12 protein-coding genes are annotated in these 14,926 nt (G+C 43.1%); 5 read left to right on the forward strand and 7 right to left on the reverse strand.

Translation table 11 applies throughout. From position 1 onward, the window contains the following. Positions 1-11 precede the first annotated feature (11 nt). Positions 12-659 (reverse strand): 2,3-diphosphoglycerate-dependent phosphoglycerate mutase GpmB, encoded by a 648-nt coding sequence (gene gpmB, locus M1F14_RS20740; RefSeq protein ID WP_042847004.1) that lies wholly within the window; start codon positions 657-659, stop codon positions 12-14. A gap of 52 nt (positions 660-711) precedes the next feature. On the opposite strand from gpmB, the gene yjjX reads away from it, so the two are divergent. Beyond that, positions 712-1,248 carry an inosine/xanthosine triphosphatase gene (yjjX, locus tag M1F14_RS20745; protein ID WP_004914743.1) on the forward strand — a complete coding sequence of 179 codons (537 nt, stop codon included), beginning with the start codon at positions 712-714 and terminating at the stop codon, positions 1,246-1,248. A 754-nt stretch (positions 1,249-2,002) separates the two neighbouring features. Here the strand turns inward: yjjX and trpR are convergent. Then, the gene (trpR, locus tag M1F14_RS20750) at positions 2,003-2,320 is read right to left on the reverse strand and encodes a trp operon repressor (RefSeq protein ID WP_042847005.1); all 318 of its coding nucleotides are present in this window, start codon (positions 2,318-2,320) and stop codon (positions 2,003-2,005) included. 343 nt (positions 2,321-2,663) lie between these two features. Continuing rightward, the gene (gene sltY / locus M1F14_RS20755; RefSeq protein WP_042847006.1) at positions 2,664-4,577 is read right to left on the reverse strand and encodes a murein transglycosylase; all 1,914 of its coding nucleotides are present in this window, start codon (positions 4,575-4,577) and stop codon (positions 2,664-2,666) included. 659 nt (positions 4,578-5,236) lie between these two features. Here sltY and ettA point away from each other — a divergent pair. Further along, positions 5,237-6,904 (forward strand): energy-dependent translational throttle protein EttA, encoded by a 1,668-nt coding sequence (gene ettA, locus M1F14_RS20760; RefSeq protein WP_042847007.1) that lies wholly within the window; start codon positions 5,237-5,239, stop codon positions 6,902-6,904. A gap of 189 nt (positions 6,905-7,093) precedes the next feature. On the opposite strand, the gene nadR is transcribed toward ettA, so the two are convergent. The 3 genes from nadR to serB all read right to left on the reverse strand — a co-directional run bounded on the left by nadR (position 7,094) and on the right by serB (position 11,314). Further along, entirely contained in the window at positions 7,094-8,329 is a 1,236-nt protein-coding gene (nadR, locus tag M1F14_RS20765; protein ID WP_042847008.1) for a multifunctional transcriptional regulator/nicotinamide-nucleotide adenylyltransferase/ribosylnicotinamide kinase NadR, read from the reverse strand. 31 nt (positions 8,330-8,360) lie between these two features. Continuing rightward, positions 8,361-9,746, reverse strand: a complete 1,386-nt coding sequence (gene radA / locus M1F14_RS20770; RefSeq protein ID WP_042847009.1) for a DNA repair protein RadA — start codon at positions 9,744-9,746, stop codon at positions 8,361-8,363. A gap of 590 nt (positions 9,747-10,336) precedes the next feature. Then, on the reverse strand, positions 10,337-11,314 hold the full coding sequence (gene serB, locus M1F14_RS20775; protein WP_042847010.1) for a phosphoserine phosphatase: 978 nt from the start codon (positions 11,312-11,314) through the stop codon (positions 10,337-10,339). Between the two features lie 245 nt (positions 11,315-11,559). On the opposite strand from serB, the gene M1F14_RS20780 reads away from it, so the two are divergent. After that, positions 11,560-12,315 (forward strand): AhpA/YtjB family protein, encoded by a 756-nt coding sequence (locus M1F14_RS20780; protein ID WP_042847011.1) that lies wholly within the window; start codon positions 11,560-11,562, stop codon positions 12,313-12,315. Between the two features lie 9 nt (positions 12,316-12,324). Here the strand turns inward: M1F14_RS20780 and M1F14_RS20785 are convergent, their stop codons facing one another. Further along, positions 12,325-13,107 (reverse strand): energy transducer TonB, encoded by a 783-nt coding sequence (locus tag M1F14_RS20785; RefSeq protein ID WP_042847012.1) that lies wholly within the window; start codon positions 13,105-13,107, stop codon positions 12,325-12,327. A gap of 200 nt (positions 13,108-13,307) precedes the next feature. On the opposite strand from M1F14_RS20785, the gene M1F14_RS20790 reads away from it, so the two are divergent. Together M1F14_RS20790 and M1F14_RS20795 are read left to right on the forward strand one after the other, a co-directional pair. Further along, entirely contained in the window at positions 13,308-13,844 is a 537-nt protein-coding gene (locus M1F14_RS20790; RefSeq protein WP_048608459.1) for an RNA polymerase sigma factor, read from the forward strand. After that, entirely contained in the window at positions 13,844-14,830 is a 987-nt protein-coding gene (locus M1F14_RS20795; RefSeq protein WP_131680816.1) for a FecR domain-containing protein, read from the forward strand. Before M1F14_RS20790 ends, M1F14_RS20795 begins: the two co-directional genes overlap by 1 nt. The last annotated feature ends 96 nt before the right edge of the window (positions 14,831-14,926 follow it).

The raw sequence follows: 14,926 nt of genomic DNA on the forward strand, positions 1-14,926 counted from the left end.
CTTTTCAATAATTAGCCTTGTTGTTCATCAAGGGCTGGCTGCGTTAAATGAGTCACTTCCCCCGCAGTTTCGACTATCCACCCATTCGCAAGCCATGGGCTGTTTTGGTAGTCTACTCGAGATAATGAGCAATTACGTAAACGTAAGCGGCGCTCTGAATACGCAGGAACCCCCATAATACGGCTAATTAAAGTACTTAGTGCGATGCCATGGCTTACAAGCAGGGGTCGACTCCCTTCGGGGAGATCTAAGCAACTATTTAATGCCGCAAACATACGCGTATAGAGTTCTTCCATCGATTCCCCCTCAGGGATTCGACCACCACGAGTGCCGTCAATCAAGCTTTTACGCCACTGTTCTTCTTCTGAGGTTAACGACTCAATCGCTCTTTGTTCAAGAACCCCCATATTTAGTTCACGTAGACGCGGTTCTGTGGTAATTTCACATCCGCATACACTTGCAATTATTTGTGCAGTTTCCAGTGTGCGTCCCATATCACTAGTGATAATATGGGTAATGCCTTCTGATTTTATCCTTTCAGCCACCTGCCTTGCTTGCAGTCGTCCAGTGGCTGTCAGAGGGCTATCGGATTGTCCCTGGATGCGACGAGCTAAATTCCATTCAGTTTCGCCATGGCGAACAAGATAAACCTGTAACATAGATGTGTTCCGTTATTACTTTTCGAAGTATGTGTTCAAAGGAAAATAATTAATGTACCAAGTTATAGCTGCAACGACTAATCCTGCCAAAATTAAAGCGATCCATCTAGCTTTCGATGCTGTATTTGGGGCTGGCAGTTATCAAATTGAAGATATTAATGTCGATAGCAGTGTTCCACAGCAACCTATCGGTAATAATGAAACCCGTACAGGGGCTAGACAACGCGTAATGGCTTCAAGACAAGTTCGCCCTGAAGCAGACTTTTGGGTCGGTATCGAAGCAGGCATTGAAGATGATATGACTTTTGCTTGGATAGTTATTGAACATAAGCAAATACGCGGCGAGTCTCGCTCTGCGAGTATTATGATCCCAGAAAAAATTCTGGCAGGTATTCGTGAAGGTCGTGAACTTGGCGATGAAATGGCCTTTTTGACCGGTATTGATAATATCAAACAACAAGGTGGCGCTATTGGTTTTTTCACCGACGGGGTATTAACCCGCACAAGTGTTTACCAACAAGCCTTAATTTTGGCCTTAGTTCCCATTAAGCATGAAATTTATAAAGAGCTAAACCAAGTAGAAGACTAATTATACTTAAAATAATTAAAATTGCATGTGCGATTAAACATCACGCTTTTCACACTAAAGTATGGGAAACCATACTTTTTTTGTGTCTATTTGTTTTAAAAATAGATAAATGCCAATACTCAAAATAGTTCGAATTGTAGGTAGGCGGCAAGTCGCACTAAGCCCTAGGAGCATACATAAGTATGTGGCTAGGGTTAGCAAATGCAACTAACACCCCTACAATTTTAAAATAGATAAATGCCAATACTCAAAATAGTTCGAATTGTAGGTAGGCGGCAAGTCGCGCTAAGCCCTAGGAGCATACATAAGTATGTGGCTAGGGTTAGCAAATGCAGCTAACACCCCTACAATTTTAAAATAGATAAATGCCAATACTCAAAATAGTTCGAATTGTAGGTAGGCGGCAAGTTGCGCTAAGCCCTAGGAGCATACATAAGTATGTGACTAGGGTTAGCAAGCGCAGCTAACACCCCTACAATTTTAAAATAGATAAATGCCAATACTCAAAATAGTTCGAATTGTAGGTAGGCGGCAAGTCGCGCTAAGCCCTAGGAGCATACATAAGTATGTGACTAGGGTTAGCAAATGCAGCTAACACCCCTACAATTTTAAAATAGATAAATGCCAATACTCAAAATAGTTCGAATTGTAGGTAGGCGGCAAGTCGCGCTAAGCCCTAGGAGCATACATAAGTATGTGACTAGGGTTAGCAAGCGCAGCCAACACCCCTACAATTTGAAATATGAAGAGTATTTTAGAGAAGTTGAGACTCGAGCCAAGCCTTCACATCCAATGGAGCCGATTTTAAACTATTCGAACCTCGCGTTATGGTCGCTATCCCCACTCCGAGTTCATTTTTAAGTTCTCTTTGGCTCATTTCGCCGCGCATTAGCTCTTGCACTATTTTAACTCGGGTCGATAAGGCTGTACGCTCATCTGGCGTAAGTAATAACTGAAGAACTGGCAAATGGATATCTTGTTCAAATGCCAATTGTAATAAATTCACAAAGCGCAGCCAGTCAGCGTTCTCATCCGCGGTCAAAGCCGGGTCATATTGTTGATTTGCTGTCATCGTCTATCCATCCATACTATTTAACTAGTACAGATAATAACACACTCTTATTAGAAATCATCAACCAAACACAAAGCGATTGCCAAGATGCCAAATAATGTGAGTTATACGCTAAAGCATTCGTACTGTAGCAAGGCGATCAGCGAGGATAGCTCGGGGAGCATACACCTGTATGTAACACGAAGCCCCAATAAAACGAAATATAAAAAATATGAATACTCAAAATAGTTCGGATTGTAGGTAGGAGGCAAGTGATGCTAAGCCCTAGGAGCATACACAAGTATGTGACTAGGGTTAGCAAACGTAGCCAACACCCCTACAATTCGAAATATGAAGAGTATCTTTAGTATTTCATATTCCATTCATTAGGAAGCAAAATCTTCATACCTTTTTGCCCCATAAAATGGCGATAAAACAAGTCATAGGATAAAACGTTTTTCACATAACCACGGGTTTCAGAAAACGGAATACTTTCAACAAATGCAATTGCATCAATGCGTCCGCCACTATTACCTAACCAACGAGTTACCCTTGAAGGGCCTGCATTATAGGCTGCGCTGGCTAAAATACGGTTATTTCCAAACTGCTGGTATACATCTTCAAGATAGGCAGTTCCCAACTCGATATTGGTAGTTGGATTAGTCAACTGACTCGTATTCACATAATTAATACCTTGCTTTTTAGCGGTATGTTTCGCTGTTGCTGGCATTAACTGCATTAAACCTGTAGCCCCTACGGGTGAGCGTGCTTGTGGGTTCCAAGCGCTTTCTTGGCGAGCAATTGCCATGGCATAACTCTTTGGAATATCTTTTGATTTTGTATAGAGGCTAAATTCTTTATCCCACGCCAATGGGAAGCGCTCTTCCAAGTGATCCCACAATTTTGCTGTGATCGTAGCTTGAACGCTAAGATCGGGCCACTTGTTATCAAATGCATAACGCGCAAGCTGTTCTTGTTGATTAGCAGGGAGAGAAGCCACTAAGCTAACCCATTCAGAACGCGCAAGATTTTCCAGTTCCCAGTACATTAACTCACGCACGCGTTGCACTTCAGGTAACTGATTAATACTGGCATCAGGCTTAGCGGCAGTATTGACATAGACAGGGTATTCAATATTTAAAACCTGCGCAGCAACCATTGGGTAAAAACCACGTTTCTTGGTTAATTCACGAAGCTTTGCTTCACCCTCGGCTTTCTTACCCGCATCAATGAGCGTAATAGCCTGCCAGTATTGCCATTCTTCTTTATTTTTCACATCAGCAGGTAATTGCCTCAGCCACGCGGCTACTCCGGTTTTATCCCCTGCCCCTAAAGCAAGGCGGACTCGGCGTTCTTTCAATGATGATGAATGACTTTCCTGAATAGTTTCATCGCGCCATTGCGCCTGTTCTGGCGTGACATCCCCCATATATTGCCATGCGATACTATCTTTAAGCGCTTGGCTTTCTGTCATATTCATTTTTTGTGCAGAACTTACCGTATTTAATACTGCACGAGCTGCATCTGGGGATTGACGTGCATAGCGGCTAAAGCCTGCTGTCGTGGCTTGGCGAGTAAAGTCGGTAGGAGTTACTGTTTTAGCAAAAGTGACAACAGACGCTGGGTCATTTTGTAGTTTAATCAGCGCATCGCCTATCGTTTTATAACTCGGTGGTAAACGTTTAGCCAAATAGCTCGCAATCGAAGTATTCCCTTCTTTAATTGCCAAACTAATACGCTCAAGGGTCATTTCAGGGGTTAAATAACCTTCTTTTTCCCATTCATTGAAAAGCTTATCACACGCTGATGGCATAGAACGGCCGTTTAACCACGCTTTCTCTGCACCTTGCCAAGCAACTTGCTTGTTACCTACTGCCCAATTTGCAAAATAAAAATTACATTGTGCTTCAGCCGGCTTTGGAGCTTCAGGACTAAATTCCAACAATGATTTCCATTCTTGGCGGCGTGCTAATTCATTAACAAAGCGAGTTTTTAAATTTTTTGCGACAGGTAGCGTCGGGTAAGTGTTAATAAATTCCTGAACTTGGCGAGGTGATACAATATCTAAGTCTTGAGTTAGCTCACGATAAGCAAGATAAGGGTAAAGTGGATAATCATGCAAGGTCGGCAGTAAGCGCTCGACTTCATCCATTTTATTGGCATCCCATGCAACCTTAATTGCCTGATAGCGCTCCCGCTGCGCTTGTAAGGAATCAGCCCATACGGTGCTGGAAACCAGCAACATTGTTACTGGTACTGCCGCTAACCAACCTTTCATATTCACTCGCTCCATCGCTAAACTAAAGTCAAACTACAGGGAAAACCTTAACCTATATATACACATATCCCAAATAATTCGAGTTGTAGGTAGGCGACAAGCGAAGATAGACAGAGAGCATAGATAAACTATGTGACTCGGCTAGCTGAGCGCAGTTAACACCACTGCAACTTGAAGGATTACGGGTATATTAAGCATATATCAATACTATGAATGCTACCGAAAGTTTTTATTTAGTAACAGCGGAGAGTTCTTGATTATTTCGACTTTACAGTCTTTTACGTATCAGCCACTTTATGAATAATTTAAAGTCTTTGCCCCTCGGCAATATTCAGCGCAATCAGTTGTATTCGTAACTTTGTTATGTGTTTCGATTAAATACCTGACGTAACGCCCATTTTAAAAAAGTATTCAATTCCTTTATGTTTATCATGGGTAACTCCCTGTATAGCGCATCACATCACTACATCCCCATGAGTTGATAATAGAAAGTCATCAAGCTTGTCTCACTGAGAGGGAGGGATGGATGATCTCCTGATGTTCAGGTATAGTTCTAGAAAATTATATGGCTGTTTATTAAATGCTTTTCAGCCTAAGCTTGTTAAAGCAAAATAAACTAAAAAACTAAAGTTCCCTTTATAAATCAAAAGGTAAATAAATTGGCTCAATACGTTTATAGTATGTATCGGGTTGGAAAAATTGTTCCACCGAAACGTCATATTTTAAAAAATATCTCTCTGAGCTTCTTTCCGGGGGCTAAGATCGGTGTTTTAGGTCTAAACGGGGCGGGTAAATCAACATTACTGCGTATCATGGCAGGTATTGATACCGATATCGAGGGTGAAGCGCGTCCTCAACCAGGTCTAAAAATTGGTTACCTACCACAAGAACCAAAACTCAACCTTGAACACACAGTGCGTGAAGCCGTTGAAGAGGCCGTTGGTGAGGTTAAACGTGCATTGACCCGCTTAGATGAAGTCTATGCGGCTTATGCAGAAGAAGGCGCGGATTTTGATAAACTGGCCAAAGAACAAGGCGAGTTAGAAGCCATTATTTCTGCGCAAGATGGCCACAACCTTGATAACCAACTAGAACGTGCTGCTGATGCATTACGTCTTCCCCCTTGGGATGCAAAAATAGAGAATCTATCTGGGGGGGAGCGCCGCCGAGTGGCGATTTGCCGCCTGCTGCTAGAAAAACCAGATATGCTGTTACTCGATGAGCCAACCAACCACTTAGACGCAGAGTCTGTGGCGTGGTTAGAGCGCTTCTTACACGACTATGAAGGTACCGTCGTAGCTATCACGCATGACCGTTACTTCCTTGATAACGTAGCAGGTTGGATCCTTGAGCTTGACCGTGGTGAGGGCATTCCTTGGGAAGGTAACTATTCTTCTTGGCTTGAGCAAAAAGATGCTCGTTTAGCCCAAGAGGCCTCAACTGAAGCGGCTCGCCGTAAGTCTATCGAGAAAGAGCTTGAGTGGATACGTCAAAACCCTAAAGGCCGCCAATCGAAAGGGAAAGCGCGTCTGGCGCGTTTTGAAGAACTTAATAACGTTGAATATCAAAAACGTAACGAGACCAGTGAGCTATTTATTCCACCAGGTCCACGTTTAGGTGATAAGGTTATTGATGTTGAAAACCTAAGCAAATCATATGGCGACCGCGTTCTGATTGATAACCTGAGCTTCTCCATTCCTAAAGGGGCAATTGTTGGGATTATCGGGCCGAACGGTGCGGGTAAATCAACACTATTTCGGATGATTTCAGGGCAAGAACAGCCTGATTCTGGCTCCATCACTGTTGGTGAAACCGTGAAGATTGCCTCTGTTGATCAGTTCCGTGATTCCATGGATGACAGCAAAACTGTTTGGGAAGAGATTTCTAACGGTCAGGACATCATGCGTATCGGTAACTTTGAAATTCCTAGCCGTGCTTATGTTGGCCGCTTTAACTTTAAAGGCATTGACCAAGGTAAGCGCGTCGGTGAGTTATCTGGTGGTGAACGTGGTCGTTTACACTTAGCTAAACTACTGCAAGTGGGCGGTAACGTCTTGCTACTCGATGAACCAACCAACGACCTCGACGTAGAAACTTTACGTGCGTTGGAAAACGCCCTATTAGAGTTCCCGGGCTGCGCAATGGTTATTTCCCATGACCGTTGGTTCCTTGACCGTATTGCAACACATATCATTGATTATCAAGATGAAGGGAATATCAGCTTCTTCGAAGGTAACTTCTCTGAATATGAAGATTACAAGAAACGCACATTAGGTGCCGAAGCGCTGCAGCCACATCGTATGAAGTATAAGCGTATGACCAAATAATCCTTGTCATAATTTAGAATTATAGCGGTGTTGGCTGCTTTTGTGAGACCTAGTCACATACTGGTGTATGCTCCTAGGGACTCACTCTCTTGCCGCCTACCTATAATTCAAATTATTTAAGGGATCGATATCATATAGATAGAATCAAAACGGCATCATTCGATGCCGTTTTTTATTGGGTGACTTTATTTATAAGTCATCCAACATCAATAACTGCTGAACGAGGGTTACACATTCTAAGAAACGCGTATCGTAATCAGAGGACTCTACACGTACAAACTCAATATTATTTTTCTTAAGCATTTCAATGAGTAAGTTTTGGAAAGCTTTGCGGTCTTTATCACTTCCTAAACTTCTTAAACCATCAGCCACCCACGGCGTGTTATTTTCCAGTACTATCACCAAATCAAATCGGTATTCATCGATCAGTGCCTGAACGAATGGATGCTCTTTGCCTTCATAGCGTAAACAGAAGGCTTGCGTTGTCACAAAGTCCGTATCAATAAACGCCACTTTATTGGCATATTTTACTGCAAAATCAATATATTGCGCATGACCCAAGGCGATTTTATCGTAATCTGAATATTGCAATGCCATTTCGTCACCACCTAAATGGCTAAAAACATAATCGCGCCCATACTCCCATGCACTACTGGTATTAAAAATGTTGGCTAATTTGTTAACTAAGGTAGATTTCCCACTTGATTCACCTCCTAAAATCGCCACCTTCCGGACAAAGAAAGGTTTAACTTCCGTTGGAATGTAATCCCAATAGCGAAACGGTGCCTGACGAATTTGGTTACCACTGATATTCATAAAGGTGCGCTCAGGGTCAACCAAAACAGTTTCAATACCTAAATATTTTTTGTAGCGAGGAGCATCGTTTGCCTCCCCTGAATAAATAAAACTAGGGTGGATATTGTGCTTTTTCAAAAAGCCTTTCATACCATCGCTCCACACTTCCCAGCCGTGTGGATAAGGCTCTATACCATTTTCATCAAATGAATGAATGTGAATGTTTTTTTGATATTTAAAGGTTTGCAGTAACCAACGCAGCCGGTCACTGACAGTTGGTTGTTGTGACATTGAACTATTAATAAACAGGTCTTTATCACGAGGTTCATCATGGCAAAGGATTACATGCAGTTCATCCACTTGGCTGCAAGCACGTTGGATCAAATAAATATGCCCTGTGTGTAATGGGTAAAATTTGCCAAACACCACGCCGATCGTTTTTTGCTTATTGGGATATTCAAGGCCTAAAAAACGATGAAGAGCCGCTATTTTTTGGGCACTTGGGCTCTTGATTTTATCGTTTATCAACTGGCTGAGGTAGCCTTTGGTCATATCTGTCGCATCAGCCACTTGCTGGAGAGTGTAACCCGCTCGTTTGATTGCGTTTTTAAGATAGTCAAATTCAGCCATTTATTTTCCTTTTTACTCTTAGTAATAAGCGTTATAGCTCATCTAAAATGCTGAGCGCATCCGCCAACTTTTTCACCCCGTAGACTTTCATGTCTGGCGGCGATTTTTTGGGCATATTAGCATGAGGCACAATCGCACGTTTAAAACCGTGTTTTGCCGCCTCAGAGATACGCTCTTGCCCGCTTGGAACCGGACGGATTTCCCCTGCTAGCCCAACTTCGCCAAACACCACAAGATCCCTAGGTAACGGCCGGTCTCGAAAACTTGAAACTAAAGAAAGCAATAACGCCAAATCAGCACTGGTCTCAGTCACTTTGACGCCACCCACCACATTCACAAAAACATCTTGGTCCGACATTTGTAAGCCACCATGACGGTGCAACACGGCCAGCAAAATTGCTAAGCGGTTTTGTTCAAGCCCGACAGCAACCCGACGTGGATTAGACATCATAGAATGGTCAACTAGGGCTTGGATCTCCACCAGCAATGGCCTCGTCCCTTCCCAGACCACCATAACGGAACTGCCAGAGGTCACTTCATCACCGCGACTTAAGAAAATTGCCGATGGGTTATTGACCTCTTTAAGCCCTTGCTCCGTCATAGCAAATACCCCGAGTTCATTAACGGCACCAAAACGGTTTTTATGGCTACGTAACGTGCGAAAACGGTTATCGGCATCACCATCAAGCATGATAGAACAGTCAATACAGTGCTCAAGGACTTTTGGCCCCGCAAGTGAACCATCCTTTGTGACATGGCCTACCATAATAATCGCAACACCGCGGGTTTTCGCAAAGCGAGTCAGATACGCGGCTGTTTCACGAACTTGCGCCACACTGCCCGGTGATGATTGGATATCGGCCATATGCATCACTTGGATGGAGTCTATTACCATTAGTTTCGGCTGTTCTTGTTCCGCGGTTAAACAAATTTGTTCAATACTGGTTTCGGATAGCATATTGAGCGAATCTGTTGGTAAACCAAGTCGATGCGCACGCATCGCCACTTGTTGCAATGACTCTTCCCCAGTGACATAGAGGGTTTTCATTTCACGTGAAAGCAAGCACATGGTTTGTAGCAATAATGTACTTTTACCCGCCCCCGGGTTCCCGCCAATTAAAATGGCACTACCCGGCACAACGCCTCCGCCTAGCACCCTATCAAATTCTTTAAAACCTGTAGTAAAACGAGGAAGTTCTTCGAGGCTGATTTCAGATAATTTCTGAACCTTACTTACCCCAGCCGCATTCCCTGCATAGCCCGTTAAACGGTCATTACGTGATGAAGAGCTTGTTGAGGCCAGACGCACTTCTGTAATGGTATTCCATGCATGGCAAGCACTACACTGCCCTTGCCAACGTGGATAATCCGCCCCGCATTCATTACAGACAAACGCCCTTTTTACCCCTTTCGCCACAGCAAACTCCTCTTGATAATTAACTTAGTTTTAGATTATTGCTATCTCACAAACCATAAAATATAGATACCAATATTCAAAATAGTTCGGGTTGTGGCTAGGCGGCAAAAGAGGATGTCTTGGGGAGCATACAAAAGTATGTGACCCAAGCAGCCGAGTGCAGCCAACACCGCTACAGCGCAAACCATAAAATATCGATATCAATATTCAAAATAGTTCGGGTTGTGGCTAGGCGGCAAAAGAGGATGTCTTGGGGAGCATACAAAAGTATGTGACCCAAGCAGCCGAGTGCAGCCAACACCGCTACAGCGCAAACCATAAAATATAGATACCAATATTCAAAATAGTTCGGGTTGTGGCTAGGCGGCAAAAGAGGATGTCTTGGGGAGCATACAAAAGTATGTGACCCAAGCAGCCGAGTGCAGCCAACACCGCTACAGCGCAAACCATAAAATATAGATACCAATATTCAAAATAGTTCGGGTTGTGGCTAGGCGGCAAAAGAGGATGTCTTGGGGAGCATACAAAAGTATGTGACCCAAGCAGCCGAGTGCAGCCAACACCGCCACAGCACGAAATATAACGAATATTTAGCGTTCCTCGTGCTTCAAGCCCCCGCTCAACACACACATCACCCCCATGAGATCCGCGTGACGAATAGCCACCTTCGCCCTTGCATACACCTTTGGTTTCGCATGATATGCAATACCCAGCCCTGCTTTACGGATCATCTTCAAGTCATTTGCCCCGTCGCCTATTGCCACTGTTTGTTCGATAGGTATTTCCAGTTTTTCAGCTAGTTTGACCAACGTTTGGGCTTTATATTTTGCATCGACTATTGGCCCTTTGACTTTACCAGTCAGTTTGCCATTTTTAACTTCGAGCTGGTTAGCAACTGCGGCTGCGAGTTTTAACCGCTGCTGCAAATCATTAGCAAAGAAAGTGAACCCACCAGAAGCTATCGCAATATGCCAATTCATGGCTTGAAGTTTACGCACCAAATTAGTCAACCCTGGCATCAAAGGCAATGTTTCCAATACTTGGTCAAGAATTGACGCATCTGCACCTTCTAGTAAGCTAACGCGTGCGCGCAAGCTTTCGGTAAAATCTAGCTCCCCTTGCATTGCACGCTCTGTCACCTCTGCGACTTGCTCACCAACACCGGCTAAACGAGCAATTTCATCAATACATTCAATTTGAATGGCAGTTGAGTCCATATCCATCAATAACAGACCTGGTGAACGCAAACGTGGAATTTGCCCTAGCGGTACCACATCTAATAAACATTCATCAGCGAGCTTTTTAATCCTAGGGGTAATACTCCCAGCGATTCTGACAACTTGGTAATCATCAATACGCCATGAGGACACAATCACAATCGCGATCCCTAATCGCTGTTGGAAATTACTGATCCTAGCTTTATCTAATCCACGGCCATATAGTAGCCACCCACTGTCACCTGCACGGTAATCCAGAGGCATCACTTCTTCACCACTCAAAGAAAGTGGCAAACCGGGCCATTTTTGGATCTCGTCGGGTAAATAACAATAGGTCAAACTCGTTGACATGAAAATTAGCTCCTGTAATCGATGTAATCTTTATTTTAATGATGAGTTGCGAGTAGCCGAACGAAGCCACTATACTTAACGCCAACGCCTTAGTTTTTGCGCCGATTAACTATGTATACTATTTAAATCTTATATACCGCTGCAATTTATACCTTAAATCACTCATTTTAGGTAGTGAAGTGCCGCTAACAATACGATAACCTGAAGTATGACGGATATACTGACAAAGAGCATCAACTAACCAAATGAAACAAACTTTTAGGCTACATAAAACAGTCATTATTGTTATCTGCATTGCGCTGGTAACCTTACTTATGCATGGTGTTTCATATTTGGGTAATAGCCAAAACCAAAACCGAATTGAACAGTTTAAACAATTGACCTACGTGCTCGCAGAACAAGTCGCTTTCAGCTTATCCGATTATATTGTCCCCGGCAGCAAAGATTTTAATTTAGACCGAATTAATGCCAATTTAAATAACATTGCAAAAGATAAGTATATTTTAGATGCCAGCATCTACACTGCCAATGGCGTTCTTGTGACACAAGTCGGCGAACCCGCCACCGTAAAAGAACGGCTAGCTATCGATGGCAATTCATCACTACAAAACTTTCAATATCAATTAGTTGTACCAATCCAAGGGGCAAAAGAGCCAAAGGGCTATTTGCGTTTAACTATCGATACCGAGTTACTTTCTGCTGAAATTCAGCAAGCAGATAACAGTACGAATGTATTAAGGATTTTTATTCTGTTCGCTTTATGTATCGGTTTTGTTTTAGCCAATACATTATTGCGTTTAAAGAAAAAGAAAGGCCACAAACAGCCACCGCCATTAGTGGTAAATACTGAAGATAACCCTGAAGAAAACGAACCTGATGACCTTACTAGCAAAACAACAATAAAACCTAAACCAGCCCGTCTGAGACGAAAAAAAGAACCTAGGCCTTACCGTCCAAAGCGGCCTGCCCCCAAAAGCAAGCCTCCTCAGGCCGATAAATAACTGTTAATTTTAAATCGAAGTAGTATCAAACACGATTGGTGCAACAAATTCGACTCGCCCATCCACCAACAGTGTTTCTGGTGGCATAGGGAAAGGTGCTGCACGTGAAATTGTGGCTAAGGCTTCTTTGTCCAATATTTTAGTTCCCGATGAATTAAATAAACTGGCAGTAATAACCTCACCTTTACTGTCCACAACCACTTTTACCTGAGAAACCCCAGTTGAACGGAAACGCAGGGCCGCACGTGGGTAACGTTTTGACTTTGCAATACGCTGATGGACTTCACTCTGCCAGCCTTGGTGACCGCTTAGTGCAGCAGAGGCATTACTGGAAAAATTTGCCCGACTACTCGCTTCACTCCCCGACGCGGGAGCAGAGGTTACTGTAGACTCTTGATCTGCAGTAGGAACCTCTTCAAGCACTTTTTTCTCTTGTACTGTTTTCTTTTTCGGTGGGCGCTTTTTCTCACTAACTTTGGTTAACGTCCCATTATCTACGATGGCAGTTTCTGGTAATTTTTCCGTTTTTTCAACTACCTCTGGCAAGACTTCTTCATGCGTTGTGACTTGCTGCTTTGGCGCATGGTTAACCTCAGGCTCAGCCTGCTGCTCTAACTGGTATACCCCGAGTTGTAGTGAAATTGCAGGTGGCAATACCCCTGTTTTCGGGATTGAAGTAGTAAACCATCCGATGAAAATGACTGCCAGTGTTCCATGGAAAAGACAACTTAAAAACAAACCGCCCAGTGGACGGAAAATCGGGCGCTCGAACTTGCCCGTCATACTGCTCATATTCTGCCTCACGACTTTATTTTTTGTTAATTATAGGCATAATACAAACAAAAATGATATTCATTATTATTAGTAAAAACACAGCCTGAAAAATAACCCATTGATTTAATTACAAAAGTAATCTGAGCAGATTATTAATCAGCACAATTCATCGGTCCCCACTCCTTGTTTGTGCATTTTATGATATTAACACCAGCAAAATGACTATTGATAAATCCCTTGCCCGCAAAATTAGCGGAGCATATCAGTCAACATATAGCCAGCTTGTGCGCTTTTTCCGCAATCGGCTAGATAACAGCAATGATGCTGATGATTTATCACAGGATGTGTTTACACTATGGCTTAATCGCAAAGAAAAAACACCAGTAAAAGAGAGCCGAGCTTACCTGTTTAAAATTGCTAATCATGTTTTAATTGATCACTGGCGACGCAACCAACGTCAAACGACATCAGAAACCCCCATTGATGAAGTCATACATGAATTCAATCTTGAACAAAGGCAAGCTGATCCCAGTGAAATTCTGGAACATCAGCAACGTATCCAGCTGTTAAGTGACGCTCTCGAAACATTACCCCCTCGCCGACGAGAAGCTTTTTTACTTTATCGTTTTGATGGGTTATCTCAAAGTGAGATTGCTGAGCGAATGGAAATTTCAATCAGTATGGTGGAAAAACATATTGCGGCAGCACTAGTTCATTGTAAAAAACACCTTGATAATCAGGGCAATAACCCGTAATGACACATAATTCTTTGCAAACATCAGATGATGCAAACCGTATTGATGAGGAAGCGGCGCTGTGGTTTACTCGCATGCACAGCCAACGCATCAACGCACTTGAAACCGAGCAATTTAAGCAATGGCTCGCGGCTTCGTCTGAACATGCCAAAGCTTATGATGCGATTGCCGCTGTTTGGCGGGAGTTTGACATGCTCCCCCGCCCTGCCAGTGTCGAATTTACAGAGAAAAAACGCCCCTTTTTTCGCCTTTGGCGCCCTTTGGGGAATACCTTAGCGGCTTTTTTTATTGCTGCTGTTCTATTCTTACCCTACAGCCACCTGCCTTCAATGTTACTTAATAACATGACTTTAGTCGCTACAGACTCCCCTAAAGAAGTCACATTACCAGATGGCTCCCAGTTATTTCTTAACCGTAATACCCGTATTCATGTGGCCTACGAAACCCCAGTCCGTAATATTTTACTTGAAAAGGGAAACGTTTATTTTAAAGTAAAATCAAACCCTTACCGCCCATTCATTATCCAAGCGGATAAAAGACGCATTCAAGTCGTTGGCACTGAATTTGAAGTCAATAAAGTCGCACAGCAAGTTTCAGTGAATGTTAGCCAAGGCATTGTCAGCTTTGAAAATACTGACAATGGCCAGCCTATTTTTTTACTGGCGGGGGATAGCGCCGTTAGCCCTACGCCAAATAGCCAAATTACGCGCCAACATATTGACGCGTTAGAAGTGGCCCGCTGGCGTTTTGGTGAATTGGTATTTGTCGATAAACCGCTATCTGAGGTACTTGATGAATTAAGTGGCTATTCGTCAGCCCATGTCGAGCTTTCGCCAGCAAGTTTAGCCAAGAGTAAAATCTCTGGTCGTATTAATTTGCGCCACCCTGAACAGTTCTTTCAAGCTCTCCCATCATTATTACCCGTACAAGTCGTGTATCAAGATAAAAATAACATATTGATTATTCAGAATAAAAAAAATAAATGAAAAATATTTTCATTTGCAGGTGAGGATAATTCTCATTTCACCCTCTTCTTAAGTAGTCATTCTTTTAATGACGCATTTTTCGCACACTTTTTGTGC

Source organism: Providencia sp. PROV003, assembly GCF_045040775.1.
Lineage (GTDB): Bacteria > Pseudomonadota > Gammaproteobacteria > Enterobacterales > Enterobacteriaceae > Providencia > Providencia huashanensis.

What these genes read in the sequence shown, in the direction of transcription:
- trpR (WP_042847005.1), bottom strand. Translation starts at nt 2,320, where the DNA reads ATGACAGCAAATCAACAATATGACCCGGCTTTGACCGCGGATGAGAAC.
- gpmB (WP_042847004.1), bottom strand. Translation starts at nt 659, where the DNA reads ATGTTACAGGTTTATCTTGTTCGCCATGGCGAAACTGAATGGAATTTA.
- M1F14_RS20785 (WP_042847012.1), bottom strand. Translation starts at nt 13,107, where the DNA reads ATGAGCAGTATGACGGGCAAGTTCGAGCGCCCGATTTTCCGTCCACTG.
- M1F14_RS20795 (WP_131680816.1), top strand. Translation starts at nt 13,844, where the DNA reads ATGACACATAATTCTTTGCAAACATCAGATGATGCAAACCGTATTGAT.
- nadR (WP_042847008.1), bottom strand. Translation starts at nt 8,329, where the DNA reads ATGGCTGAATTTGACTATCTTAAAAACGCAATCAAACGAGCGGGTTAC.
- M1F14_RS20790 (WP_048608459.1), top strand. Translation starts at nt 13,308, where the DNA reads ATGACTATTGATAAATCCCTTGCCCGCAAAATTAGCGGAGCATATCAG.
- M1F14_RS20780 (WP_042847011.1), top strand. Translation starts at nt 11,560, where the DNA reads ATGAAACAAACTTTTAGGCTACATAAAACAGTCATTATTGTTATCTGC.
- sltY (WP_042847006.1), bottom strand. Translation starts at nt 4,577, where the DNA reads ATGAAAGGTTGGTTAGCGGCAGTACCAGTAACAATGTTGCTGGTTTCC.
- serB (WP_042847010.1), bottom strand. Translation starts at nt 11,314, where the DNA reads ATGTCAACGAGTTTGACCTATTGTTATTTACCCGACGAGATCCAAAAA.
- yjjX (WP_004914743.1), top strand. Translation starts at nt 712, where the DNA reads ATGTACCAAGTTATAGCTGCAACGACTAATCCTGCCAAAATTAAAGCG.